This window comes from Vibrio sp. Of7-15 (assembly GCF_022347565.1).
Taxonomy (GTDB): Bacteria; Pseudomonadota; Gammaproteobacteria; order Enterobacterales; family Vibrionaceae; genus NORP241.
The window spans coordinates 34121-59818 of sequence record NZ_JAKRGH010000015.1; the positions used below are offsets into that span (position 1 = coordinate 34121).

24 protein-coding genes are annotated in these 25698 nt (G+C 41.7%); 14 read left to right on the forward strand and 10 right to left on the reverse strand.

The features are described 5' to 3' along the window. The first annotated feature begins 302 nt into the window (after positions 1–302). Complete coding sequence (locus MHO82_RS15475) at positions 303–503, forward strand: cold shock domain-containing protein (protein ID WP_239185039.1); 201 nt, start codon at positions 303–305, stop codon at positions 501–503. A gap of 63 nt (positions 504–566) precedes the next feature. Here the strand turns inward: MHO82_RS15475 and MHO82_RS15480 are convergent, their stop codons facing one another. Further along, complete coding sequence (locus MHO82_RS15480) at positions 567–779, reverse strand: VF530 family protein (protein WP_239185041.1); 213 nt, start codon at positions 777–779, stop codon at positions 567–569. An 80-nt stretch (positions 780–859) separates the two neighbouring features. After that, on the reverse strand, positions 860–1768 hold the full coding sequence (locus tag MHO82_RS15485; RefSeq protein ID WP_239185043.1) for a LysR family transcriptional regulator: 909 nt from the start codon (positions 1766–1768) through the stop codon (positions 860–862). Between the two features lie 115 nt (positions 1769–1883). Here MHO82_RS15485 and yjjG point away from each other — a divergent pair, with 115 nt between their 5' ends. The 5 genes from yjjG (at position 1884) to MHO82_RS15510 (ending at position 8063) form a co-directional block, all read left to right on the forward strand. Further along, positions 1884–2558: a pyrimidine 5'-nucleotidase gene (gene yjjG / locus MHO82_RS15490; protein WP_239185046.1), complete on the forward strand. Its 675-nt coding sequence runs from the start codon at positions 1884–1886 to the stop codon at positions 2556–2558. Between the two features lie 321 nt (positions 2559–2879). Next, entirely contained in the window at positions 2880–3536 is a 657-nt protein-coding gene (locus MHO82_RS15495; protein WP_239185048.1) for a Qnr family pentapeptide repeat protein, read from the forward strand. Positions 3537–3803: 267 nt separating this feature from the next. After that, positions 3804–4802 carry a histidine ammonia-lyase gene (locus MHO82_RS15500; RefSeq protein WP_239185050.1) on the forward strand — a complete coding sequence of 333 codons (999 nt, stop codon included), beginning with the start codon at positions 3804–3806 and terminating at the stop codon, positions 4800–4802. After that, the gene (locus MHO82_RS15505) at positions 4802–4978 is read left to right on the forward strand and encodes a hypothetical protein (RefSeq protein WP_239185052.1); all 177 of its coding nucleotides are present in this window, start codon (positions 4802–4804) and stop codon (positions 4976–4978) included. Before MHO82_RS15500 ends, MHO82_RS15505 begins: the two co-directional genes overlap by 1 nt. 442 nt (positions 4979–5420) lie before the next feature. Continuing rightward, positions 5421–8063, forward strand: a complete 2643-nt coding sequence (locus tag MHO82_RS15510; RefSeq protein ID WP_239185054.1) for a beta-N-acetylhexosaminidase — start codon at positions 5421–5423, stop codon at positions 8061–8063. Between the two features lie 71 nt (positions 8064–8134). Here MHO82_RS15510 and MHO82_RS15515 read toward each other — a convergent pair whose 3' ends face one another. The 4 genes from MHO82_RS15515 to MHO82_RS15530 all read right to left on the reverse strand — a co-directional run bounded on the left by MHO82_RS15515 (position 8135) and on the right by MHO82_RS15530 (position 12886). Then, positions 8135–8965 carry a transporter substrate-binding domain-containing protein gene (locus MHO82_RS15515; protein ID WP_239185056.1) on the reverse strand — a complete coding sequence of 277 codons (831 nt, stop codon included), beginning with the start codon at positions 8963–8965 and terminating at the stop codon, positions 8135–8137. A gap of 145 nt (positions 8966–9110) precedes the next feature. After that, positions 9111–10235, reverse strand: a complete 1125-nt coding sequence (locus MHO82_RS15520; RefSeq protein WP_239185058.1) for a M20 family metallopeptidase — start codon at positions 10233–10235, stop codon at positions 9111–9113. A gap of 277 nt (positions 10236–10512) precedes the next feature. Next, a complete protein-coding gene (gene tdh / locus MHO82_RS15525) occupies positions 10513–11544 on the reverse strand; it encodes an L-threonine 3-dehydrogenase (RefSeq protein WP_239185060.1) in 1032 nt (343 codons plus the stop codon). A 148-nt stretch (positions 11545–11692) separates the two neighbouring features. Then, positions 11693–12886, reverse strand: coding sequence for a glycine C-acetyltransferase (locus tag MHO82_RS15530; RefSeq protein ID WP_239185061.1), 1194 nt, complete (start codon positions 12884–12886; stop codon positions 11693–11695). 163 nt (positions 12887–13049) lie between these two features. Here MHO82_RS15530 and MHO82_RS15535 point away from each other — a divergent pair, with 163 nt between their 5' ends. The 3 genes from MHO82_RS15535 to MHO82_RS15545 all read left to right on the forward strand — a co-directional run bounded on the left by MHO82_RS15535 (position 13050) and on the right by MHO82_RS15545 (position 15318). After that, positions 13050–13994, forward strand: a complete 945-nt coding sequence (locus tag MHO82_RS15535) for a LysR family transcriptional regulator (protein WP_239185063.1) — start codon at positions 13050–13052, stop codon at positions 13992–13994. Positions 13995–14113: 119 nt separating this feature from the next. Continuing rightward, on the forward strand, positions 14114–14824 hold the full coding sequence (locus MHO82_RS15540; protein WP_239185065.1) for a transporter substrate-binding domain-containing protein: 711 nt from the start codon (positions 14114–14116) through the stop codon (positions 14822–14824). Between the two features lie 74 nt (positions 14825–14898). After that, on the forward strand, positions 14899–15318 hold the full coding sequence (locus MHO82_RS15545; RefSeq protein WP_239185067.1) for a BLUF domain-containing protein: 420 nt from the start codon (positions 14899–14901) through the stop codon (positions 15316–15318). Positions 15319–15360: 42 nt separating this feature from the next. On the opposite strand, the gene MHO82_RS15550 is transcribed toward MHO82_RS15545, so the two are convergent. Together MHO82_RS15550 and MHO82_RS15555 are read right to left on the reverse strand one after the other, a co-directional pair. Beyond that, the gene (locus MHO82_RS15550; protein WP_239185069.1) at positions 15361–15729 is read right to left on the reverse strand and encodes a hypothetical protein; all 369 of its coding nucleotides are present in this window, start codon (positions 15727–15729) and stop codon (positions 15361–15363) included. A gap of 180 nt (positions 15730–15909) precedes the next feature. Then, positions 15910–17895, reverse strand: a complete 1986-nt coding sequence (locus MHO82_RS15555; RefSeq protein ID WP_239185071.1) for a PAAR-like domain-containing protein — start codon at positions 17893–17895, stop codon at positions 15910–15912. 253 nt (positions 17896–18148) lie between these two features. On the opposite strand from MHO82_RS15555, the gene arfB reads away from it, so the two are divergent. Next, complete coding sequence (gene arfB, locus MHO82_RS15560; RefSeq protein ID WP_239185073.1) at positions 18149–18562, forward strand: alternative ribosome rescue aminoacyl-tRNA hydrolase ArfB; 414 nt, start codon at positions 18149–18151, stop codon at positions 18560–18562. A 322-nt stretch (positions 18563–18884) separates the two neighbouring features. Next, entirely contained in the window at positions 18885–21359 is a 2475-nt protein-coding gene (locus tag MHO82_RS15565; RefSeq protein WP_239185075.1) for a hypothetical protein, read from the forward strand. A 445-nt stretch (positions 21360–21804) separates the two neighbouring features. Here the strand turns inward: MHO82_RS15565 and MHO82_RS15570 are convergent, their stop codons facing one another. Next, positions 21805–22407, reverse strand: a complete 603-nt coding sequence (locus MHO82_RS15570) for a TetR/AcrR family transcriptional regulator (protein WP_239185077.1) — start codon at positions 22405–22407, stop codon at positions 21805–21807. Between the two features lie 360 nt (positions 22408–22767). On the opposite strand from MHO82_RS15570, the gene MHO82_RS15575 reads away from it, so the two are divergent. Continuing rightward, a complete protein-coding gene (locus MHO82_RS15575) occupies positions 22768–22929 on the forward strand; it encodes a rubredoxin (RefSeq protein WP_239185079.1) in 162 nt (53 codons plus the stop codon). A 168-nt stretch (positions 22930–23097) separates the two neighbouring features. Here the strand turns inward: MHO82_RS15575 and MHO82_RS15580 are convergent, their stop codons facing one another. Continuing rightward, positions 23098–23808: an SDR family oxidoreductase gene (locus MHO82_RS15580; protein ID WP_239185081.1), complete on the reverse strand. Its 711-nt coding sequence runs from the start codon at positions 23806–23808 to the stop codon at positions 23098–23100. A 222-nt stretch (positions 23809–24030) separates the two neighbouring features. Between MHO82_RS15580 and MHO82_RS15585 the strand changes: the two genes are divergently transcribed. Next, a complete protein-coding gene (locus MHO82_RS15585; RefSeq protein WP_239185083.1) occupies positions 24031–24936 on the forward strand; it encodes a LysR family transcriptional regulator in 906 nt (301 codons plus the stop codon). 196 nt (positions 24937–25132) lie between these two features. Continuing rightward, on the forward strand, positions 25133–25672 hold the full coding sequence (locus tag MHO82_RS15590) for an N-acetyltransferase (RefSeq protein ID WP_239185085.1): 540 nt from the start codon (positions 25133–25135) through the stop codon (positions 25670–25672). The last annotated feature ends 26 nt before the right edge of the window (positions 25673–25698 follow it).

A 25698-nucleotide genomic window follows, 5' to 3' on the forward strand; every position in this document is an offset into this window, starting at 1 on the left:
CTCAGACCTATTCGTGATTTTCTAAGAACCCTTCGAACTCTCTGTTTTTCCATAGAGCCTACTGCATAGAAGAAACTAAAAATATCATGGAAGTGATTTCTTTCCATTGCCGATTAATTTCACATGAGAGCAATGATGAGCTATTGAGTTTAGGTGATCACTCATAGCGTAAGAGACAAAAGGTCAGTGAGTTAAAAGATATGTACCGCCGCGAAAAATAACGCGATGCGATAAACAACTTTACTCAATGAAATAGCCACAAACATAACGCTAAAAAGCATTGTTTGGGCAAAGGAAATACTATGATCTTACAAACCGGAATTATCCGCTCGTTCAATTCACAACAAAAAAATGGTTTTATTACTTGCGATCTTGGTGGCGACATTCAATTCGATGCTAGCAGCGTATGTGATAACAACCAGCCAATGTCTGGCCGCTTAGTGGAATTCATCATGGATGACTCAGCCGTTAAGTTACAAGCCATCAAAATTCGCTTTATCTAACAAATCGTTACTGCCACCCAGTCAAACTCGGTGGCAGTCTAGGCGGCTGAGCACAGCCTAGTGTCATTTCATTGTTTTAATATACAAGTTCTCAACTTTGGTTCTTGCCCACTCGGTTTTACGCAAAAACTTCAAACTCGATTTTATGCTTGGATTATCGTTAAAACAACGAATGTTAATGCGCGCACCTAGCTCTTCCCAGCCATAATGTTCGACCAATTCTGTCAGAAGTTTTTCAAGTGTAATCCCGTGCAATGGGTTGTTTGCCTGAGTCATGTACTACAATGCCAATTAGTGAATGAGCGCGCAGTATATCAGTTTCTTTTTCAATTCCTACCTGATGGCAGGATCAACCGTCAATACTGGTCCCAATAAGGCTGCTCTTCACCTAAATGTTTTACCACAAAGTCCAAAAATACCCGTACTTTAGCGGGCAAATGTTTTCGCTCAGGAAAAACCGCGTAAATGGCATGTAAAGGTAACGAGTAGCCTTCTAATAATGGTATCAACTTCCCATCCGCCAAGTCAGGCCCCACAATAAAAGTCGGCATTTGGCCTATTCCTAGCCCAGTAATCAGTGCCTCTCTTATTGCCGCACTGTTATTCACTTGATAATTGCCTTTGGGAAGCACTTTCACCACACCATTTCTGCCAGAAAAACGCCACTCAGAGCCGCCACGAAAATACGAATAAACTAAACAATTATGTTGTTGTAAGTCTTGAGGGGTTTTAGGTGTTCCATGGCGTTCCACATATTCAGGGGACGCACATACCACACTTCGACATGGAGCAATGCGCCGAGCAATCAAGCTGGAATCGGGTAAATCGCCAATACGAATAGCAATATCAAAGCCCCCTTCTACTAAATCAACCATTTTGTCATCCATGGTCATGTTTAGCTGAATATCAGGGTATTCCGACAAAAATCTCGACACTAAGGGCGCAATATGAAGACGACCAAACGACATAGGAACACTAACACGCAGCATACCTTTAGGCTTTCCTTGCCATTGCGTAATGGCATCTTCCCCTTCACAAGCAGCAAAAAATGCTTTGCGCGCGTAATCGTAATAATGCTCTCCGGCTTCCGTTAAGCTTAACCGACGAGTCGTACGATGTAATAAACGAACCCCTAAATCATGTTCTAACTGATTAATGCGCTTACTCACCGCCGATTTTGAAGTACCCAGCTTTTGTCCTGCGGCAGAAAAGCTTCCGCATTCCACCACGGCAATAAATACAGGTATTGCAGAAAAACTTTTCATTACGGCCTTTGTCAACTAAAACTCAACAATCAGTTTCCTTGAGCAAGGATTATCAGTCAAATAAAAACAATATAAAGTGACCATCATCAACCCAAATAAATAATAGTGACCCTAAATGAAGTACCAATGGATTCTGTTTGATGCAGACGACACCCTATTTCACTTTGATGCCTACCAAGGCTTAAAGCTGATGTTTTCTCGCTTTAATGTGGATTTTACAAAGCAAGATTACGCCGAATATCAAACCGTCAATAAACCATTATGGGTTGATTACCAAGATGGACGCATTACTGCCGAGCAGCTTAAAAACATTCGCTTTGACGCTTGGGCAAAAAAGCTCAACGTTTCAACCCAACGGTTAAATACTGAATTCTTAAATGCAATGGCGGACATTTGTTCACTGCTGCCGGGAGCAAAAGAGCTTATTGATTCTTTATCTGGAAAAGTGAAAATGGGCATCATTACCAATGGATTCACCGAACTTCAAACCATACGCCTAGAGCGTACCGGATTAAAAGATGCTTTTTCTGCCCTGATCATTTCTGAGCAAGTCGGTGTTGCTAAACCCGATATCGAGATCTTCGATCACACCTTTGCCCAGATCGGCCGCCCACCTAAAGAGCAGATCCTAATGGTTGGGGATAACCCGCATTCAGACATTCTCGGGGGACTCAATGCGGGGATTCATACCTGCTGGCTTAATGTTCACAACACGCCACAACCAGAACACATTAAACCTCATTACCAAGTGAGTTCTTTATCGGAACTACAAACTTTGCTGTGTGCTTAGCCATCATTACCTTGGTATCACGATTTTTTCTCTCAATGCGCGTGGCTGAAAATCCGGCGCATTTTTCACTATTTCTGACCTTTATTGCCACTAAAATAACACATCGCCAAATACAGCCCTAAATCCACCTATAAAGCCATAACAACACAATTCACCCGAGCATAAGAATAGCGTTAACAAAAGCGCATTAACACACCATTAGGAGCCAATAATAAGCACTAAATAAACACTGCTATTTTTTCTGTTTTTTTGATGTTTTTTAATGGATTTCCCCTCGAATTTAGTAGTACTCTGCACCAAAACAACCACCAGATTTAGCCAATGAACATTACCAATAAAACCTTTTACGACGAAGATTTTTCAGAACAAGATCTGCAAGCGGCCACATTCAGCCAATGTCATTTTTATCGTTGTGATTTTAGCCGAGCTAACCTTACTGAGGCCGAATTTTCTAACTGCGTATTTTTAGAATCAGGTGATGTCACAGGGTGCCTATTCAATTACACCAAACTCAAAGAAGCCAGCTTCAAAGATTGCAACTTAGGCATGACAAGTTTTAAAGGTACCCAATGTTTTGGAGCCGAATTTAGAAACTGTAATCTAAGTGGCGCTGATTTTTCGCAAGCCAGTTTTACAAACTACATTACTCCACATACCTACTTTTGTTCGGCCTACATTACTGGGTGTAACCTGTCTTACAGTAACCTAGAAGATATCCGTTTAGAGAAGTGCGAACTGTTTGAAAACCGATGGACCGGAGCCAATTTAATAGGTGCATCATTCACAGGATCCGACTTAAGCCGTGGGGAGTTTTCAGAAGAAAGCTGGGGGCAATTTAACATCGAAGGGTGCAACCTATCACATTCCGATCTTTACGGGCTTGATATTAGACGCATCAATTTAAAAGGCGTCATCATTTGTGAATGGCAGCAAGAACAATTACTTAGCCAACTTGGTCTGATCATAGAAAGCAATTAAGCATCGCTATAACCTTCATAAAATATCATTTTACGCTGCTTTATAAGCTCTGATACAGCCACAGTCTAATAAGCAGCCTCTCAGATAAATGATCATTAACCCCAAAAAATATAGTGACATAGATCACACTATTGACATACAATATGTGGTCTGACTTCTTATTTAACTGGTCAATAAAGTAACATCCACCAAAAATGAACGTCGTTTTATTTTTAGTTGCAAAAAAACAATTACTTTCAGAACAACAACAAAAATAAGAGATTCACTATGATTTTAGGCCGTACAACGCTGTCCGTACTCATTTGCTCAGCACTTACTGCATGTAATGGAGATACAAACTCAAATACCGTGCCTTCAGCTTCGTCTACATCTTCTGCTCAAGCACAAACGACAGTAAAAGTATTTGACTCAATTAGTAACTGCTCAACAAAAGCAGATGTCCCAAACTGTAATTTTAGTAATGGTATTTATGTTATAAAGCTCGGAAATACGATCAACGATGCTCAGCAACAGCGCGTTGTTAACCAAGCAAACAACATGATGCAATGGGCTCACCAAGATGTCCGAGATCAATTTGCAGCAAAGCGCATTGTCATTGGTGTGATAGAGAACGAACAGTCACTTAATGGGCCTTTAGGGGAATTTGTTTTAGAACTGAATAACAAAAAAGGAACCATTATCGATGGCATTGAACTTATCTACACCAACCAAGGAAAAGATGAGACTCAATACCCAACAACTTACCAAAAATTGATGCAACTATATGATTACTATATAGATCAAAACACAAACTCAGCTCCGGGTTCAGAGCTAAACCAAGCATACGACCAATTTAAGCTTGCACTCACCACGATGAAGCCTATTGCTCAAGCAAACAATCAAGAATATTTAACTTACGATGAATGCAACTATGGCAACCAGCAACTAGATAATAACAGAGCACTTGGCACCCCAAATCCATGCACAGAAAATGGTAGTACCATTAATGATGACGGTGATGATATTTCCAACGGAAAGCCAGATTCAGTACATACTTTAGCTACTAACTTAAACCCAGGGGCATTACTGGGCACAGTTTATGAGTACAAAGTTGACTCAGCGCGAAATACACCAGCTGGAGAACTGCGTGGCTCAAATGGCAGTTCCTTTTCAGATACTGGCGCATTAGGATCATTAACACAGAACCAAATGGTCAGCTGGGAAAACCCTGCTTTTAAACCACTTGATAGCTACTTAACTAAATGGTTTTTTGCCAATAAAAGCTAATGAACGAATACAACAGAGCAGAAAGCTGGGATGAATTTTCTGAAAATATCAAAAAAGCGTGTAAAGAAAGTGATTACCCGCTCTCAAAATTGGACTGGGATGCCATAAAGTACAGTTGGGAACTCGATATCAGCGTCACGGAAGCCTTATTTATCCACGACCTACTCAAGCAGTAACCCAAATAGAACAAAAATCGCCAGTGTAAGCTGGCGTTTTTTTACTCCTAAAAAGATTTAATTTTATGTTAAAAAACAACAAATAAAAAACTTATATGCATCGTTAATATTCATATATTTTAGGACATAAAATAAACAACACATCACCTAAATTCCCCACTATCATATTCAATAAAAATAGTAATAACAGTCACTTAAAAACAAAAATAAATTGAAGTAACTCGCAAAATTAAGATCTAAAAATGACAGAAAAGTTATTATCAATTATGTAAACAAAACGATATGAATATACGTATATATGGTAAATATTGATCTAGTTAACAATATTAAAATGCATTTGTGATTAACAGCAAAGTTTATCAAATATTTAATTCACGCTAAAAATAAAGCTAGTTAGGATTCACTCAAACTTAATTTTCAATAAAAAAATACTGGGTGAATGATGTTTAAAAAAGCAATACTACCAAGCATGATCTTAGCAAGCTTAACGGCGTGCTCTATGGCCCCAACAGCCCAAGATCCCGTGGATGATCTAGCGAATAACCTTGACATTAACTACACCGTAGTAACAAACCACGGTGCTAATGAAGGGCTTAACTGTAAGGAACTACAAGCAGAGTGGGCATCGTGTAATAAGGTAAATATGACCTTAGTTAACACAGGAAATGCCGTCGATTCTAAAGACTGGACCATCTACTTTCACAGCATTCGTTTAATTTTAGAAACCGATAACGATCAATTTAAAATCAGCCGTGTGACGGGCGATTTACACAAACTAGAACCAACCGAAAACTTTGATGGTTTTGCTGCTGGTGAAACGGTTGTCATTCCAATGATTGGTGAGTATTGGCAATTATTTGAAACCGACTTCATGCCACGAGCCTTCGTTACCGCTCCTAACGCAGAACCACGTAATATCGTCTCTCTAGATACAGAAGAAACCAGCCAATACATTGATGAGCTCAACGGTGAGCTACTAAAAAGAACCCCTAGCGATAACAACATTTTTGCCACAGCGGCATCTCGCTTTGAAAAAAATGCGGACGTTAAACAACAAAATGTCGCTAGCCACATCATACCTACTCCGCTAAAAACAACCTTAACCCATGGCACTGCCGATCTTTCCCAAGGCATTTCTATTGTGTCTGCTGGCATTCAAGCAGAACAAAAAGAAGCCTTAAATAAACGTGCTGCCCTACTTGGTTTAAACACCAATGGTGATTATCAAGTCGGTATTAATTTCGATAAAAACCAATTTAAAAATGGCGTCTCTGGCGCTTATAAACTGGAGGTAACAAAAGAAAAAGCCACCATCGTTGCTTTTGATGACGCAGGTGCCTTTTATGGGGTTCAGTCACTGCTTGCTCTTGTCAGTATTGATGACGCCACCATTCCAACATTACGCATCGAAGATGAGCCACGCTTTGAATACCGTGGCATCATGGTGGATGTAGCGCGTAACTTCCATTCAAAAGAAGCCATCTTAGCAACCATTGATCAAATGGCGGCGTACAAACTCAATAAACTGCATCTTCATTTAACAGATGATGAAGGTTGGCGTTTAGAAATCCCGGGGTTGCCAGAGCTAACAGACGTAGGTGGAAAGCGCTGCTTTGATCCTTCTGAAAAAGAGTGTTTGTTACCACAACTTGGTTCAGGGGCAAATGCAGATAACTTCGGCTCAGGCTACTTTAGCAAAGACGACTATTTAGACATTTTAACCTACGCCAAACACCGTAATATTGAAGTGATCCCTGAGCTAGACATGCCAGCTCACTCCCGTGCTGCTGTGATGTCAATGGAAGCACGATACGCTCGTTTAAGTGCTGAAGGAAAAATGGCGGAAGCGAACGAATACCGCTTACTAGACCCGCAAGATACTTCCAACGTCACTACCGTGCAGTTCTACAACCGCCAAAGCTTTATTAACCCTTGCCTAGAGTCCTCTAAAACATTTGTTGATAAGGTGGTCTCAGAAGTTGCAGCCATGCACAATGAAGCAGGTGTACCACTGACAACTTGGCATTTTGGGGGCGATGAAGCAAAAAACATCAAATTGAATGCTGGCTTCCAAGACATTAATGATGAAGAAAAAATCGCATGGAAAGGTGACTTAGACCTCGCCAAGCAAGATGCGCCTTTTGCAAAATCACCACAGTGCCAAGCCGTAATCCAAAGCGGCATCGTTGAAAATTACAAACACTTACCAAGCTACTTTGCAGAAGAAGTGTCAGAAATCGTTGCGAAGCACAATATTCCTCATTTCCAAGCATGGCAAGACGGGCTGAAATACTCGAAAGATGCCACCGCCTTTGATACTGAGAGCGTAAAAGTTAACTTCTGGGATGTACTGTACTGGGGTGGCACCGCCTCAGCGTATGATTGGTCGAAGAAAGGCTATGACGTCATTATTTCTAACCCAGACTACGTCTACATGGACATGCCTTACGAGATCGATCCAAAAGAGCGCGGTTACTACTGGGCAACCCGTGCCACAGACACACGCAAAATGTTCGGCTTTGCACCAGAAAACCTGCCTCAGAATGCGGAAACCTCGCTGGATCGTGATGGTAACGGATTCACAGGTGAAGGCACTATCAACGCCAAGCCATTCTATGGATTATCTGCCCAGCTATGGAGTGAAACGGTTCGTACCGACGAACAATACGAATACATGGTATTCCCACGCGTGCTGGCTGCCGCAGAGCGCGCATGGCACAAAGCAAGCTGGGAAAACGACTACAAGACAGGCGTTAAGTACTCTCAAGATTCTAATTTAGTCGATAAAGCCCAACGCACTTCAGATTGGGCTTCATTTGCTAATGTCATGGGTCAACGCGAGCTTGCAAAACTAGAAAAAGCAGGCATTGATTACCGTTTACCTGTTCCGGGTGCAAAAATCAGCAATGGCGTGCTTTCCATGAACGCACCATTCCCAGGTGTTGCCTTGCAATACTCAACAAACAACGGGCAAACTTGGAATGACTACCGTGATAGTGATAAACCACAAGTTACAGGGGCGGTTACAGTACGCTCTATTTCCCACTCAGGAGAACGAGCAAGCCGAGTAATTAGCGTAAACTAAGCTCATTACCTTAATAATTTTTATACCTACAAGCCGACGTTCATTCGTCGGCTTTCTTACGCTTTACGCATTTAAAAACCATTGGCCTCAAGCTGAGGATGAGCATCTACAGCTTCGTTGGATTTGATTTCATGCGGACTCATTCGGTTACTATACACCTGCACCAACCAATCCAATTTTCCTTGTTTTTTCCATTTTCTGATCACCCGATCAACTTGTGGCTGTAAATGGTGATGAGGGGATTTTTTACCAAACGCCAAATAAATCCTTCCTTCATGCAATACAAAAGGCTGTAACTTTGTATCCCTAAGCCTGCCTTTTTTAATAAATAGCTCCCCCATGAATTTCTCGGTAATGCCATGAGAAAACCGCCTTTCATTAACCATTTGAATGACCTGAGAGTTATTGATCACCTCATGCGTTTTTATGTGCGATTTCTCTATCATCTTGTCCACTTGGTCGCCAAGGCTCCACCCTTTTGCCACAACAAAGGTTAAGCTGAGCATATCGTCAGGACGGAACATAATCTTGGTGTCATGGACATTGGAAAACACCACCGACTTTTCCGTATAAAAGTTTTCACTATAATCCATTACCTTCTCTCGCAACGGGGTTTTTAGCACTCCCGCAAGAATATGCTGCCCCGTCATCCCTAAGGCTTTAGCTCTCTGCCATGGGTAAATTTTAAATACAATGTCATGGCCTAATTCCTCAAAAAGTTTCGAAACTAAAAAAGGGTATAAGCCAGCCACTTGCTCATTACTGTCTAGGTAAGAAAAAGGCTCGAAGTCTTCATAAAAAAGAATGGGGATGGGCTCAGAAAGCGAGGGGATGCTTGGTTTCGCAGTCACATGCAGTGAAAAAAGCATTGCCCACACCATCACTACAACCACTCTCTGCATCGCCATCACCCAATCAGGTTATTTAACTCAAGTTGTGTAACTATGAGTATAGATATGACTGACTTAATCGAATGTGAAAGGAAGAAAGGAAGGATGAAAAGACAGCCTGATCGCTAAAACACAATCAGGCCGTTAAAGAAGGAAATTACAGCTGCTCTAATACATTAACCAGAAGCTCAATCCGAGGCTTAATAGAATCTAATATTAAATACTCTTTCTCACTGTGGAAACCCGCCCCCATTGGGCCAAAACCGTCTAATGTTGGCACACCGACTGCCGCAGTAAAATTACCATCAGAGCCTCCACCAGCGTCTTCCCAGCCATATTGAATGCCCAAACTTTCAGCTTCTTTGCTTACTAACTGAATTAACGCTTCAGTGTCTGAGGTAGGCAACATCGATGGCTTAAAGCTTTGGCGGGTTACCGTGACTCTAGCACCTGCCTCAAACGGGTTTTCCGCCATGTTAACCAATGCTTGGTGTACTTGCTCTGCTTCTTCATTATTCCAGAAACGTAAATCCACCATGGCTTTTGCGTAATCAGGCACCACGTTAACCGCCATACCACCTTCAATTAGGCCAACGTTCAGTGTTGTTCCAGTGTCTAGGTTCACCATGTCTTTAATGGCTAGCGACCATCGGCTCAACTCATAAATGGCTGACACGCCTTCCGCCAACGCCGACCCCGCATGAGAAGCAATACCATGAAATTCCAGTTGGTACTTGGCGTTACCTTTGCGCGCTCGAATCAGATTGCCACTTGGCCTTGCGGCTTCACACACCAAGACTTGGGTGCTTTTTTTCGCGATAGATTGCAGCCACTCTTTGGAATACACCGAGCCGATCTCTTCATCGCAATTTATCGCCATCACGATGTCCAGCGATGCTCGTTTTTCTTCTGACAGGCTTTTTAACGCGTACCACGCGCTTAGTAACCCCGACTTCATATCCGTCACGCCAGGGCCATAAGCGTTTTTATCATCATGGCTAAACGGTCGCTCAGCCACAGTACCAACAGGGAACACGGTATCCATGTGCCCGCATAACATCACATCATAATGATCTGCTTCAGGGTTATTGGTGATTTCCAAGCATGGACCCGACTCAGGATGGGGCTGGTGTCGAATAACCGTAAAGCCGATATTTTCAAACATAGGAGTAAGAATATCGGCAATACGCTGAATACCATCAGGAGTATGACTCCCACAATCTACATTTACTAAACGGGATAAATGCGACAGATATTCTTTCAGTTCAAAGTCCAGAGCCATGCTCTCTCCTGCGGTAAATTTTACGAATGACAACGTCAATGTGACAGAAAAGAGGCGAGTATATTTGATTTACATCACGCTGGATTTATAAAATTTCACGAGATGGGAAAAATGGGATGTTGAGTCCAAAAACAATGGTCAGACATTCAACAAAACTATACTAAGTGATTAATAAATAAAGATTAAACTGAAGTCACTTTCGCTTGAAAAGCAAAAAATCCAGCAAAACAACGTCTTGCTGGATTTCATCAATTACGCTTATTAATCAGGTATTATATTATTCCCAATCTAGAATAACTTTACCTGACATACCTGAGCGCATCATATCGAAGCCTTTCTGGAAATCATCAATCTTATAGTGGTGAGTGATGATAGGCGTTAAATCTAGGCCAGATTGAATCAGTGAAGCCATCTTGTACCACGTCTCAAACATTTCACGACCGTAGATACCTTTAATGACCAAGCCTTTGAAAATCACTTGGTTCCAGTCTACCGCCATGTCTGATGGTGGAATACCTAGCAGAGAGATCTTACCGCCGTGGTTCATGTTTGTTAGCATGCTGTTGAACGCAGAAGGTACGCCAGACATTTCAAGGCCCACATCAAAGCCTTCTGTCATGCCAAGATCCGCCATTACGTCTTCCAGCTTCTCTTCCATCACGTTTACAGCGCGTGTTACGCCCATTTTCTTAGCAAGATCTAAGCGGTATTCGTTAACGTCAGTAATTACAACGTGACGAGCACCTACGTGTTTAGCAACTGCTGCTGCCATGATACCAATCGGGCCAGCGCCTGTGATCAGCACGTCTTCACCAACAAGATCAAAAGACAATGCAGTGTGAACCGCATTACCAAACGGGTCAAAGATAGAAGCCAAATCATCTGAGATTTCAGCCGGGATCTTAAATGCGTTAAACGCAGGAATCACTAAGAATTCAGAAAATGCACCAGTGCGGTTTACACCAACACCCGTTGTATTACGACAAAGGTGAGTACGGCCGCCACGACAGTTACGACAGTGGCCACAAGTAATATGACCTTCACCAGATACGCGATCACCAATTTCAAAACCACGCACTTCTTGGCCCATGCCAACAACTTCACCTACGTATTCATGACCCACAACCATAGGTACAGGAATTGTGTTTTGAGACCACTCATCCCAGTTATAGATATGAACGTCTGTGCCACAAATCGCGGTTTTTTTAATGCGGATCAGAAGATCGTTATGGCCAACTTCCGGTTTTTCAACCTCGGTCATCCAAATACCTTCTTCTGGTTTTAATTTTGATAATGCTTTAATTTTCATTTTCTTTTCTCATGCATGAATACAGGGGCTAACCGCTATTACTGGGCGATAATGTTATTTTTCTACGCGCTAATCTGTATTCGAAATAGACAACATTAAGGGAAAGAGCCACAGCCCTTTCGCCTTAAACTTTTTCGATGAACAAAGCTTAGATTAGCTTCATTTCTTTACCCACTTCGATGAACGCGTCAATCGCACGATCTAGTTGCTCACGCGAGTGTGCCGCTGACATTTGCGTACGGATACGAGCTTGGCCTTTTGGCACAACAGGGAAAGAGAAACCAACAACGTAGATGCCTTTTTCAAGTGCACGCTCTGCAAATTCAGCCGCTACTTTTGCATCACCAAGCATGATAGGGATAATAGCGTGATCAGCGCCGCCCATAGTAAAACCAGCCGCTTCCATACGAGTACGGAAATGTGCCGAGTTTTCCCAAAGTTGCGTACGTAGGTCACCAGATTCAGCCAGAAGATCCAGAACGCGGATAGATGCCGATACAATTGCTGGTGCAACAGAGTTAGAGAATAGGTATGGACGAGAACGCTGACGTAACCAGTCAATCACTTCTTTCTTACCAGATGTGTAACCGCCTGAAGCGCCACCCATTGCTTTACCTAGCGTACCTGTGATGATGTCGATACGATCAACAACATTGTGGAACTCGTGCGTACCTGCACCGTTTTCGCCCATGAAGCCCACTGCGTGAGAATCATCAACCATCACTAGTGCATCGTACTTATCTGCTAAGTCACAAATAGCTGGAAGGTTCGCAACAACACCGTCCATTGAGAACACACCATCAGTAACGATAAGCGTGTGACGAGCGCCCGCTTCTTTAGCCGCGATCAGTTGCTGCTCTAGCTCTTCCATGTTGTTGTTCGCGTAACGGAAGCGCATCGCTTTACACAGACGAACACCATCGATGATTGAAGCGTGGTTTAGTGCGTCTGAAATGATTGCATCTTCTTTGCCTAGAATGGTTTCGAATAGGCCAGCGTTCGCATCAAAGCACGACGTGTATAGGATTGTGTCTTCTTTACCTAGGAACGTAGATAATTTTTGCTCTAGCACTTTGTGAGAGTCTTGAGTACCACAAATGAAGCGTACTGAAGCCATACCAAAACCGTGCTCATCCATGCCACCTTTTGCTGCTTCAATCAACTCTGGGTGGTTCGCAAGACCAAGGTAGTTGTTTGCACAGAAGTTTAATACCTCTTCACCTGTTGAAATCGATACTGCCGCTTTTTGCGCAGAGGTGATAACACGCTCAGATTTGTACAAACCTTCACTTTTTACTTCTTCGATTTGCTGACTAATTTGCTCGTAGAATGCAGAAGACATAATGTTTCCCTATCGTTATTGTTCTAGGTAATGCTCTTATTGATGAAACCCTGCGCAAAAGCGCACTTAGGGGCCATATTCATGCAAGAAGACCTTTTTCAGTGATTCTAATTGATCACGATTACGACTATTATCCCCTTACTTGGAAAAACATTAATGAATCATGGTCACAAATAAACTGATAGCCCTATTACCCGATCTAGCCACTTTTATCTTAGTCGTGAACGAAGGGAGCTTTACTGGCGCGGCAAAAAAACTGGGGGTCACCCCATCGGCCTTAAGCAAGCTCATCACACGATTAGAGCACGCTCTGTCGGTAAAATTATTCGAACGCACCACACGGAAACTGATCATTACCGAAGCCGGTACGCAAATTTACGACCAATGTGTCACCATGGTGAATGCGGCCCAGCAAGCTGTCGATATATCGAACTCCGAGCACACCGAAGCCGTGGGTTCATTAACCGTTGCGGCTCCAAAAGCGTTTTTAAGTATTGTCTTGCAACCTATCGTGACGCCTTTTTTAAACCAATACCCCAACATTGAATTAAAACTAAAAGCCACAGATGGCGATATCGACATTATTTCCGAAGGTATTGACGTGGTATTTAACCTAACGGAAACACCGACAGAAGGCTTGGTAATGAAAGAAGTAGGGAAAGTAAACCTTGCGTTGTGTGCCAGCCCTGACTACCTAAAACGCCGTGGCACACCTAAAGTACCAACCGACTTACTGGATCACGATTGTTTGTACTTAGGTGAGACCAGTACCGATCACATTTGGAATCTAGAAAAAGGAGAAGAAACTCACACTGTAAAAGTGACAGGTCGCTATGCCGTTAACCACTCACAAATGCGTTTAAATGGAGTAAAAGATGGCCTTGGGATCGGTATTTTTCTCGACTTTGTGATCAAAGAATCGTTAGCGGATGGTAGCGTTCTGCCCGTTCTCGATGACTGGACCATCAAAGGAAATTATCATGGAGTAATTGCCCTGCAATACGCTCCCACCAAATACATGCCAGCACGGCTACGTTTATTTGTAGACTACGTCATGGAGCACCTATCGCCTATGCTGCAAGGTTCAAGTTTTACGTACACCGAATAGGAAAGCCAAGACACTAACGCCCCACGCCACATTACGGGGCAACCAATGATGCTCATCTATGAGAGATTGAAAATTCCCCTTGCTCTAACTATACCTACCAGAAGGACAAAGGAGGTTTGATGAAATTTTCATTGGTTATCTGCTTCACTCTCTGTTCCATACCTACTCTGGCTCAACCATTAAATATTAATACGGAAGAATACGCACCTCTCAGCTACACCGAAGCGGGACAGATTAAAGGGATAGCGACAGAACAAGTCGAACTGATCATGGAACTCGCTGGGGTTGAATATCAGATGACGGTACTCCCTTGGACAAGAGCTTACAATACGGCAATAACAAATGATAATACCTGTGTTTTCACCACGTCGAACACACCGAAAAGAACCAATCTTTTCAAGTGGGTAGAGCCTTTATTTCTCGATACCTCTATATTAGTGAAAGAGCAGGGCAACCCCATCCATTTGTCTACACTTGAGGAAGCAAAACAATACAGAATTGGTGTCCAAAGCCAAGATGTGGGTGGTGTCTATCTGGCGGATAAAGGGTTTACTCAACTGGACGAAGCAAAAGACGTCAATCAGTCTATTTTAAAACTGAAAGCCAAACGTGTTGATATGGTCGCAATGGCTGAAGCAAGATTCTTGTCAATGCAGTACGAAGGCAGGCCTGTCGAAAAAGTCATTGATATTTTCTCTATCAAAATGGGGCTTGCTTGCAATAAATCAGTACACGATAACATCATTAAAAAACTTCAAGCTGAACTCGATCGACTAATTCAAGATGGAACTCAACAGTCATTAATCATTAAATACCAAGCGGTAGAGTAAGCACCAAATAAGCATTGCAATGCATAATATCCTTTCTATAGTTTTTCTATAACGACTAAAAAGGACGAGTAGAAATGCACTTAGTACGCTTAGTTTACACCAGCACCATTTCAGACGGATTTACGGAAGCAGACATCCAAAATATTTTAATCTCTGCCAGAGACAACAACGCCCCACGCCACATTACGGGACTGCTGTTTTTCAATCGCAGCTACTTTTTACAATGCTTGGAAGGGCCTAGAGAACAAGTGAATCAAACGTACCATCAAATTCTTAACGATCAGAGGCATGAAAACCTCATGCTGTTAGAATATAAAGAGATTTCCAGTCGTGAGTTCTCTGAGTGGAGCATGGGGTATGTGCCAGATATCGCTTTTACAAAAAACCTCAACCTGAAATATTCCGGAGACACTCACTTTAACCCCTATCACATGTCCGGCGAAAGTGCGCATAATTTGCTGAGTCACCTAAGCAAAGAAATTGGCATTATCTGAGTGTACATATAGAAAAAGTATCCAACTGCTTTTTCTATATCCTCACATTTCACAAGCCACCACAGGCCAAGAATTATGGTTAGCCTCATGCTCATCAAGCAGCACCCACCGCCCATCAAAGTTTTCTTTTAACGTTCTACGGCACAAAGAAGAGGGAGACACTTCAACTAAAGCGTATTCAGAGTACCCCACTGGCGCAAAAATCGTCACAGCAATGAGCCGCTCTTGATCCGTTAAGTTCAAAAACACAATCCCATTGGGGTACGTTTCTTCTAACTGCTGAGCCACTTCTTTTTCTTCGCCACTCCAATCATTACGATTGAAAGATAAATTCGAGTTTGTACCAACAAGAATACGGTGTAGCTTGTCTGTTAGCTGGGTTGAACTTAGCTCGGTATGGCTTATTAACATAATATGTCACTCCGCTTCATATCCACCAGTTACGATAAAATCCATACTACGCTTTTCGCATTTTATTGTTGCACACCAGATCAAACTTACTGCTCAAACTTGTTACCACGCTCCAAAAGTTAACCATAAAAAAGCCAAGGCGAACCTCAGCTTACAAAGTAATGAGAGGAGAAAAACAGCTCAACTCACATAGCGCGTTCCTGGAAAGGCGATGTCCAACGTTCCTTTCCTCACGGACCAACTGTCCCCAATAAACGGTAATTTCCATACCGGCCTAATATCAGTCAGTGGTAAGTGAGTAATGTTAAGCAACCCATTAGGAGCAGCAAAATACCCAACTTTAATGCCCTTATCTCGGAAGTGATTCTGCAATAAGAATAAAAACGGGCCATCGCCAACATTACAAGAATCCAGCCTCAATACCCCAACTTCTTTTAGCCCAGCGTCCATCAACGTTTTAGTTAAAGCCGCAACAGTGATCGCCTTACCAGCATCTATAGGGCCACTGCTGTTACCATGAACCGGAATATCGATACGACAAAATTTATCCAGTTTGGCTAAACTGTTGGAAGTTGGCTGATTATAGTACCCGTTAACATCCGCCTTTGGGTATTCTGTAAAAATGTTTTCTCGAGGAATGCCATTATGCTTCACCGAGTCTTTGGCATAATTTTCAAAGTCTTGCCAATTACTGCCTCCCCTTTCGCCAACTTGGAAAATATACCGTTTTCTTGAATTATTCGACCAATCAGAAACGTCATCCACAAACAGATTTGGTTCATAACGCATTGTCTTCACAATCGTATTTAATACGTGGCTTTCTGAAAAATGGGCATGAGGAAGCACCACCGAGACTTCACCAGCCTGAAAAAAGATATCCTCGACCCTTTCACTTAAATGCTTCACCACATCTTGATACCAATCCGTCAACTTGGATTTCATTACTTTAAGTTGGTCGATTTGCTTAGCAAAAGATTCTTCATATACGGTGTATCCCTTATGCACCGAGGCATAATGTTGCAATACCTGCATAGACACGAGCGCTTTCTCTATAAACTCAAGAGTCTCTTTTGTTATGCGTTGGTTTATGTCATCCCACTTAAACGCCTTAATATATTCCTCAACATTTCCGCTACCAAGGCGTCTTAGCATCGCCATTAGGTTATGTTTCGTCTCTTTTCTTGTTAGGCTTGCTAACAGCTCAATTACCTCCCCTTCTTTATCTTGCAGTACAGAGATCCCCACAAAAACAGTGAGTTTAGATAAAAGAGATGGAGACTCTTGCACTGACAGAAGCTGTAAATTGTTCACAATGCCCTGAACGACTTCTTCTGTGGCGTTAAATGTCACAGAACTTAAAATGTGCAGTTTCAAGACTGGAATAAAAGCGACTTCAAAATCAAATGGATCTTGTGAAGCACTGGATGTTGCTGCTCGCCAAAAAAGATTACTTCCCCCTAACGCACATTCAAAAAAATCATCATCGCCAAAAAAAGACTTACGGTAGCGGTTATGCAGTCGCTTATCTTTCAGTGTAAATGGGTCTTGTGACTCCTGGTACACCACATGGCAAGTCGTGCCTGGCGGCATATTCGATACAACAGCTTCTCCCTTGTCATCAGTAACTCCCGAACTTAGCGCCTTGCCTTTGTCGTCTTTAATCGTGTACGCCGCATTCTTAAACGGCTCCCCTTCACTTGGGTAACGGCACCGAAGCGTAAAAGAAAAAGTCCCTACTTCATCTTTAGATACGGAAACAGAAGGGTTTTGAGCCCCACCTAAACACATGGTATTGGCTTTATTCATGGTCATTTGATCTGATAAACGACACACGCCTTTACCTTCAATTTTTACCGTCGGTGACGCAGAAATAAACTTAGCTTCTGCTTCAATCGTGCCAGAAGTCACTCCCTTTTTATCGCCACCAGCATCGCCACTACTTTTCGAAAATGAGCTCCCTTTAATCGCAAGGCTTTGCCCGCCATCAGCCTTTACCGTGGCAGAGCCATCGGCTAAGTCTGCCGATTTCGCATTATTCCCGTAAGCAACAGCAACCGTTGAATTTCCCATTGTGGTTAAACACACATCCGGCAAAGTCGCCGCCGCCTCACCACCAGAGCCTTGATGAATAACGCTTAACCCATCCGCACTTATTGTTACGCCCATTTTTATTCCACTACAGAGTTTTCAAGGTGGAATATTATATGAAAACATGGGCATAAAATTTCACTAAAAATCTAGGTAATAAGGTCAAGAAACCTGTCATTTAAACAAAAAAGATAGGCATAAAAACCATAAGCCCTGTAAATATAACCGCATGATATAGTTAGAGTTAAGAGATAAAATTAAGATATTAATTACCTCAAAAGCGCTCTTTGATATACTGGTAGGTAACGCACTCATCACCCTCTAAATAGTCATGATCACCATCTCTAATAATGTTCAACTCGCCGATTGGGAAATCGAATTAACCGCCATTCGTGCACAAGGTGCTGGCGGGCAAAACGTGAACAAAGTTTCCAGCGCCATCCACCTTCGCTTTGATATAAAACGATCTACGCTGCCAGCCTTCTACAAAGAACGATTATTAAAGCTGTCCGATAGCCGGATCACAAAAGAAGGGGTGATCATCATCAAAGCACAAAGCTTTCGTACCCAAGAGCAAAACAGAGAAGATGCATTAGAAAGGCTGAAAAAGTTAATTCAAGATTCAGCAATACAACAAAAAGCGCGCCGTGCAACAAAGCCAACCAAAGGCTCTCAAAAGCGGCGAATGGATAAGAAAACGCAAAGAGGACAAACCAAAAGCCTCAGAGGCAGAGTTAAGATGTAGTAAATCAGTTCTTCCATAGACTTGTTAGCGCCACTTAATAACAAAGATGGCATAGACATGATGATCAACGTAGAAGTGATCCACGCATGGACTCCAAGCCTGATCATTGTGGGCCATCATTAACTGGATTAGGCTCACTACCAAGGGAAACTGTCAGTTTCGTTTCCCAATGTGACTAGACCTAATAGGTTGCCCTAAATCGGTTCTGCCCCAGAGCTTGTTAGCAAAGCGTTTCGACTTCTTTTTATGATGAACGATTTGACCAAACTTCAACACTATTGCAGAGTGCTAACAGGACTATGGTTTTGATAAGTTTTGCTAAATGGAAAATAAAAAAAGCGTCAATGTAAGATACTCAAATCGTCCAGTTAAAGTTGCATTTATTGTTCCTTTAGCTGATGACAACACTCATTGGATTTTAGATGGCATTTTTGACGAAGCATACTCTCGTTGGGGTGGTGTTAAATCTTTATTAATCCCTTTCAGTAATGACGGTTTCATACCTGATAGATATTTAGATTGGCTAGAACGATATGATGCGGATTTTGTTTATTCCTACGCAGATCTAACACCAGAACAAGTCAATATAATCAATAAGAAATCTCTACCTATTGAAATGATAAAGCATGAGGTTCATGGTGAAGTTGAGAGGTGGAATCAATTCATTCCTAGTTGGCCTTATGGCTTCGTTCCTATTAGAGCAATTTCTACGATTAACAGCCCTTATGCGAAGTACCAAGGTTGGTCGAATGAAACTCAGCCAAATATGTACATAACGCAACACTATGAAAATGATGAATATCGATTCTTACCAGATAACTTTGGTATATCTCAGGGAGGAGGTGGTGCTAATCTTGGGCGGCAGAATATTTTCGGCACTGTTTGTTATTGTGCACAAGATCTGCCCACATATAACAATGTTGGTAATGAGCGTTGTCATAGCTTAGCTGAACTTATGGGTAAATTGGCCCAAAAACAGGCCAAAACTTTCTCAACGCTTTCGGGCATTCATACATCAACAATTAATCACCCAAATGATTATGAATGGTCAAATAGCTTTAATTTATTTGTTGGTGATACCGCAGCAGATAGGCTGAATTTTTGGAATAGCAGGTTGTTGTCTGAAAACAACGAACGACATTATTTCAGCGCTCTCTGTATTTCAAAATCTCACCTTGATGACGATAACTTTTTAATAGCATTAGGTACGTTCATTAATGCTCATAATTTCAAAGGACACGGCAATGGCCCTAATTCTTTAAGCCTACGGAGCTTATCTATTACCAAAGAGGACTGCCAACAACTAGCCCAACAACTGCAAAACTATACTTATAGTCATGTTACGGTGCCAAGCAATTTCGACAGTCCTGCATTACCGAGTGAGCGAGCTTTCAGTCGTCATTATAGTATTGAGTCAGGAAAAACAAGGTCTCTAAAAGTCTATGAGCGCGATAATAAGTTTGTAGTAGATGAAGTTGAGCACTTTAAATATCTAACGCCTGACCTATATGACTTTAAAATAGGGCAATGTGTCTCCAACCTATATATAGAGAAACCAAAAGAAAATTATCAAGTGGTAGGTGGTTTCAATGATTGGAAGCTACCGAGACGACTTGAGGTGACATTAGCGTTCACTAAAAATCGTGCGAAAGTATCTAGACAAGGTTCCATTACCGTAATCCCTGATGCACCACAGCAAATTTTTAATGGAATACCACAACATGAGTTAACTATTACTTTGTCCATACCTAGTGAAGAAGAAGTATTGCGGTGTCTCGTTCTAGAGCATACCCACAGGATGAGGTTTGAACGTGATATGCGTATACAATTGGTCACTGAAAAATACTATGACTTAGAATTGTCCGACAAAGGTCAAAAACACCGTGGTGTTATCTCATTATTTAACGGTGACCTATCTCATGCGGGCATCTTAGCTAATTCTTACTGGCGAAAAATAGTTAGAAAGTCGATTGACAATGACAAAGCGTCATTTTCTCTTAATAAGCTAACATCAATAATTGATCAAAATACTCCTGTCAGCCTCGCACACATTACTGATCAAATGAGACTTGGAAACGTTGGTAAAACAAAACAGTATTTAAAAAACAACCTTAAAGACACCATCGAATACTTAGTTCATCAAAACATATTAATTCAGGAGTACAGATGGCGTTGCTCATACTGCGGTAATGAAAATGGATTGACTCTAGACACAATCAAACTGGATAACAATTGCTCAATTTGTAAGAAGCTGCATAAAACGCCAATTGATATGGAATGGAAGTACAAAGTTTCTCCATTTATAGCCTCCGCACTTATAGAGCAAAATGGATTGACCGTACTATGGGCTATCGATCATTTAATGGATATTTTTCGTCGTGCACAGGCATTTTATTTACCCGAAGTTAACCTATTTAAAAATCGTGAACGCAATGAGAATAATGAGATTGACTTACTTGCTGTCATTGATGGTAGATTTGTTGCGGCAGAAGTTAAACTAAGTGCAGCTAGCTTTATAGACAATCCAAACGAAGTCACTGCGTTTATTGATGAAATTCAAAGGTTGTCCCCTGATATAGCTTTTCTTATCTGTGAGCAATACTGCCAAGATCAGATTGATGTTGATGAATACAAGGCAAAAATAAAGAAAGTAACTGATAATATTCGTGAAAAAGTTTCTAATGTTGAAGTGAAGGTTATTGTTGCGAATGAGGTAGATAGCTTTACTGAGGTACCTACTGAGCTAGGGCCTTACGGTGAAAGAACACATGCGTTTTTTGAGCGGTTGGATGAGTAAATAATGAGCACAAGAGCATAGGTCATGGTTGCACAATTGTCGCTACTTTACAGTTTGTTATGATTAAGAAATGAATTTTCTAAAGGACGAGTATTACAAATTAATCTAGCTCATTTCTGTCCATAACTTTTCATCAACGGCCCCCTGAGAAGTGGTGCCGTTCTGGTGTTTAGGGTACGAGAAGTTATCTGAAAGTAGGATTCTGGACGATTAACTCTAACGAACTTCTGTCCAGTTATGAGTTACGACACATTAACAGAGCAAAAATTAGGTATTTGACTACTCATTGCTTCATTTTTATCAGAAAACTGAATGATAGAAGCTGAACTTGAACTGATTCGTGCTATCTAGGGGCATTTCAACAGGTTTACAGCCATTGTATTAGTCTTGTAGCTTAGACGCTTACCTGACTTACCCAGCCCCATATCACTGAAATAACAAATTTTTATTTCTTTGTTAGACCACAAATAATCTTATCTAAAAATAGACGGCTATCATCTAGCATAGAAGCCGCTATCTCATTCGTATTAGTAGTGATAATACTGCAATAACCATGTAACGCACACCATACAAAGCGAGCTTGGAGAACCTTATCTTCAACTTCAAATACCCCCTCATCTTGACAGTAAGAGAGCATGTCTTTGAGAAAGTTAAATGTTGAGTCAGCTTCTTCCTTCAGTTGAGAGTTTGAATGCTTTAGCAGAGAATGATTCCCAAACATCAAACTATAATATTCAGGATATTCACTAGAGAATTTAATGTAACTGTACCCCACCTCAGCAAAACGTTCAGCGGCTGGTCGCTCTATATTTTGCTCCCAAGTTTTAGCCATGACTGCACCAAATTTTCTAAAGCCTTCTTTCGCGATAGCACATAACAGCTCTTCCTTATCTTTAAAATGACGATAAGGAGCAGTTCTAGAGACATTTAGCTCAGAGGACAAACCGCGCATAGTAATACTATCGATTCCTTCATTTCTCAGTATTACTGTAGCTGCTTTCATCAACTCACTTTTTAGATCACCGTGGTGATAACTATTATTACTCATTTTTCTTTTACACCTCGTTACTCACCTTCCTGATCATGCTCTCACCTTATGTTGACAGAGTCAACATTTTGGGATAGCGTAAAAAATGTAGACAACGTCAACATAGGAGGTAAAAATATGAATAGCTTAACATTTAGACATCTAACAAGACTTATTCACTTCATAATGGCTGCACTATTAGGAACATATGTGTATTCACCATGGAGCTCAAATCCCAACTTTTCTAGCTTTGTCATGTGGGTAGCTATCCCCATATTGACAATCAGCGGGGTATGTATGTGGAAGCAAGGGGCAATCATGAAAGTACTCAGAAAAAAGACCTGCGTACCCCAGAATAATAACTAGATGAGAGGTAAAACAATGGAAGTACATGTTTGTAAAGTGTGTGGTTATGCTTACAACCCTGAGATTGGCGACCCGAAATCGGGCATAAAAGCTGGAACCCCTTGGGATTGTGTTGACGAAGATTGGCGTTGCCCTGTTTGCTTATTCGGTAAAGAGCAATTTGAAAGAACACTTTAGGTATAAATAATAACTAACAAATAAGGGGAAAATGAGACCCAAACTTTAGCCGCAACTAAAGTTCTCTATCTGATAGTTAGATTGAGTTCTGGGTCTCAGGCTCATCTTTCGTAAGAAAGAGTTAGCTTATTATGAATACAAACACGCTTAAAAACATGAGTGTGGGCGTTAATGCATCTTATTGTTCACCGTTATCAGGGAACCACTTAGATACACTTTATTTGGTTGAGCCAATTCGATCATTAACTCCGCTAGATCAGATGGCGCTACCCACGTCGTGTGGTCAGCATCAGGGAGTGCTTTTCGATTCACTTCAGTATCAACAATCGTTGGTAATACCGCATTCACTTGAATATTTGAGGGTGCCCCCTCTGCCGCTAAGCTTTCAATTAACGCGTTCAATGCCATTTTTGAAGCCATGTAAGGCCCAAACCCTGCTGGTATATTACGCACGGTATCACGCGCAGAAACAAACATTAGTGAACCTGCACCTTGTTCCTCCATTAATTTAAACACTTCCCTCCCGAAGACAAATGCCGTCATAAAGTTCGCATTCCACAATTCAACCATCTTACTGATCTCCACATCAGTCCAATGGCTCCAGGTATAAATGCCAGAGCAATGAAAATGAGCATCGATATGACCTAAAACTTCTGATGCCTTGATAGCAAGAGCTTGGCTTTGCTTTTCATCGGTAAGATCTCCCAGCAAAACAGTTAGATGGCCGGAGTATTTTTCTTCCAGTTTTTGTGCTCTGACCTCATCACCAATGCGTCCAAATGCCACGACGCGGGTTCCGCTCGCAATTAACTTTTCAATCAGCTGCTGCGCCGTTACTGAAAAGCAGGCTGCGATGGTTGCTGTTTTTATTGTGTTCATGATTGTTGCTCGTTGTTAGTCATCATGCTGGGAATCATAAAGACAACAATCAGAGGTTTGAATCAGCCAACAAGCAATTCAGTTTTGCTTTAAAAGCAATTGAACTTCAATTGAACATCAGGAAAAACATCAATACCATTTCCATAGCGGGCATAAGCGCTGTTTAAGCAGGCAATTAAACCTGAAAATAAACCAAAACTATCGTTTAAATGGGAAATTCATATGAGCCTTTTCACTCGCCTTGCCTATTTCAACTGTGTTGTTGAACAAGGCAGCATCTCCAAAGCTAGTCGGATTTTTGATATTCAACCTTCTTCTATTTCCAGACAACTCTCTGCATTGGAACAAGAGCTCAATGTGCGCCTATTAGAGCGAACGACACGCAACGTTGGTGTCACTGAAGCAGGTCAGTTGTTCTATCAATATTCGAAACGAATTACCGCCGAATTTGATGAAGCGAAACGAGCTGTCAGCGCATTACACCACTCACCAAAAGGAAGTCTCAAAATAAGCACGACTGTCGCGTTTGGAGAAAGTAAGATCTTGCCTCTTCTTCCTATCTTTAGGGCTCATTTTCCCGAAATAAATATTGAAATTGAAATCACAGAAAGAGTGGTCGATTTGATCGAAGAAAATGTGGATATCGCGATCCGCAGTGGCCGCCTGCCTGATTCTAATTTGATAGCCAAGAAACTAGTCCAAAACAACTTCGTGCTTTGTTCCAGCCCAAACTATTTAGCAAAGAGAAAGCCCCCTCAACGTATTGAAGAGTTGGCAGAACACGACTGCTTAGTGTACGGCTATAAGGGTTGGCACGACTGGTTTGTATTAGACACCAAACCGCAAAAAATCGACCTGTCTTATTACATGGAAGTGGATTCAGTAAACGGGCAAAAACAATTGATACTGAACGGTGGTGGTATCGCTTTGATTCCACAATGGGCCATCACAGAAGAGCTTAACACAGGTAAGTTAGTGCAATTACTTCCCGAATTTACTTTTAGCCCATGTAACTATGAAACCAGTACCTACGCGATTTACCAAAACCGTCAGCTCATATCGAGCAAGGTACGAGTATTTTTAGATTTTCTTGCGGATCATTTCGGTCACTCATTCAATAAAAACTAATTTACCCTTAGCCTCGTTTGAAAGAATCAGGTTCCAATATGCTTACTGCTGATGAAGTGAGCCGCTGTAAAATAGTCAAGTAACATACACCGCCATAGAACGAACTAATGCGTCTGCTCAAAGGCCATTAGTGTTGACCTGTCTATAACTTTATAGTTTAGACTGCGTTCCATCATTGAGTCACAGGGCAATAAAAATGAACTTCCTGCATTTAGAGCAACCGCAAGCAGAGATACTAAAACAACTTTTCACAATGACATTTAGCGATTCTGAAGGTCCAGAAGAAGGAAAAGTAGTTGGTCAGCTTGCGAAAAACCTAATCGAACAAACGGACAGCAAAGACATTTACGTATTTGCTGCAATGGATAACAATGTGCTGGTTGGCGCTATTTACTTTACTCGCCTCAACTTTGAATCAGACAAAAAAGCATTCCTATTAGCTCCAGTCGCTGTGCAGACAGACTACCAAGGTAAAGGTGTGGGTCAGAAGTTGATTAAGTTTGGTTTAGACGCAATGGCACAGCAAGGCGTATCACTCATGTTTACCTACGGAGATCCTCGCTTTTATGGTGATCGTCTCGGCTTTGAACATGTCACCGTCGATCAATTTGCAGCGCCACATAAGCTAAGCTATCCACATGGCTGGCTTGCAAAATCGCTAACTCAAGAGCCTCTAAAACCTATTGCTGGCGCTTCAAGCAGCGTAGAAGCCTTTGATAAGCCAGAATATTGGTAACACATATCGTCCTCGATTGAAAACGA

Excerpts from the sequence above, each read along its gene's own strand:
- MHO82_RS15475 (WP_239185039.1), top strand. The coding sequence starts at position 303 with ATGATCTTACAAACCGGAATTATCCGCTCGTTCAATTCACAACAAAAA.
- MHO82_RS15480 (WP_239185041.1), bottom strand. The coding sequence starts at position 779 with ATGACTCAGGCAAACAACCCATTGCACGGGATTACACTTGAAAAACTT.
- MHO82_RS15485 (WP_239185043.1), bottom strand. The coding sequence starts at position 1,768 with ATGAAAAGTTTTTCTGCAATACCTGTATTTATTGCCGTGGTGGAATGC.
- yjjG (WP_239185046.1), top strand. The coding sequence starts at position 1,884 with ATGAAGTACCAATGGATTCTGTTTGATGCAGACGACACCCTATTTCAC.
- MHO82_RS15495 (WP_239185048.1), top strand. The coding sequence starts at position 2,880 with ATGAACATTACCAATAAAACCTTTTACGACGAAGATTTTTCAGAACAA.
- MHO82_RS15500 (WP_239185050.1), top strand. The coding sequence starts at position 3,804 with ATGATTTTAGGCCGTACAACGCTGTCCGTACTCATTTGCTCAGCACTT.
- MHO82_RS15505 (WP_239185052.1), top strand. The coding sequence starts at position 4,802 with ATGAACGAATACAACAGAGCAGAAAGCTGGGATGAATTTTCTGAAAAT.
- MHO82_RS15510 (WP_239185054.1), top strand. The coding sequence starts at position 5,421 with ATGTTTAAAAAAGCAATACTACCAAGCATGATCTTAGCAAGCTTAACG.
- MHO82_RS15515 (WP_239185056.1), bottom strand. The coding sequence starts at position 8,965 with ATGCAGAGAGTGGTTGTAGTGATGGTGTGGGCAATGCTTTTTTCACTG.
- MHO82_RS15520 (WP_239185058.1), bottom strand. The coding sequence starts at position 10,235 with ATGGCTCTGGACTTTGAACTGAAAGAATATCTGTCGCATTTATCCCGT.
- tdh (WP_239185060.1), bottom strand. The coding sequence starts at position 11,544 with ATGAAAATTAAAGCATTATCAAAATTAAAACCAGAAGAAGGTATTTGG.
- MHO82_RS15530 (WP_239185061.1), bottom strand. The coding sequence starts at position 12,886 with ATGTCTTCTGCATTCTACGAGCAAATTAGTCAGCAAATCGAAGAAGTA.
- MHO82_RS15535 (WP_239185063.1), top strand. The coding sequence starts at position 13,050 with ATGGTCACAAATAAACTGATAGCCCTATTACCCGATCTAGCCACTTTT.
- MHO82_RS15540 (WP_239185065.1), top strand. The coding sequence starts at position 14,114 with ATGAAATTTTCATTGGTTATCTGCTTCACTCTCTGTTCCATACCTACT.
- MHO82_RS15545 (WP_239185067.1), top strand. The coding sequence starts at position 14,899 with ATGCACTTAGTACGCTTAGTTTACACCAGCACCATTTCAGACGGATTT.
- MHO82_RS15550 (WP_239185069.1), bottom strand. The coding sequence starts at position 15,729 with ATGTTAATAAGCCATACCGAGCTAAGTTCAACCCAGCTAACAGACAAG.
- MHO82_RS15555 (WP_239185071.1), bottom strand. The coding sequence starts at position 17,895 with ATGGGCGTAACAATAAGTGCGGATGGGTTAAGCGTTATTCATCAAGGC.
- arfB (WP_239185073.1), top strand. The coding sequence starts at position 18,149 with ATGATCACCATCTCTAATAATGTTCAACTCGCCGATTGGGAAATCGAA.
- MHO82_RS15565 (WP_239185075.1), top strand. The coding sequence starts at position 18,885 with ATGGAAAATAAAAAAAGCGTCAATGTAAGATACTCAAATCGTCCAGTT.
- MHO82_RS15570 (WP_239185077.1), bottom strand. The coding sequence starts at position 22,407 with ATGAGTAATAATAGTTATCACCACGGTGATCTAAAAAGTGAGTTGATG.
- MHO82_RS15575 (WP_239185079.1), top strand. The coding sequence starts at position 22,768 with ATGGAAGTACATGTTTGTAAAGTGTGTGGTTATGCTTACAACCCTGAG.
- MHO82_RS15580 (WP_239185081.1), bottom strand. The coding sequence starts at position 23,808 with ATGAACACAATAAAAACAGCAACCATCGCAGCCTGCTTTTCAGTAACG.
- MHO82_RS15585 (WP_239185083.1), top strand. The coding sequence starts at position 24,031 with ATGAGCCTTTTCACTCGCCTTGCCTATTTCAACTGTGTTGTTGAACAA.
- MHO82_RS15590 (WP_239185085.1), top strand. The coding sequence starts at position 25,133 with ATGAACTTCCTGCATTTAGAGCAACCGCAAGCAGAGATACTAAAACAA.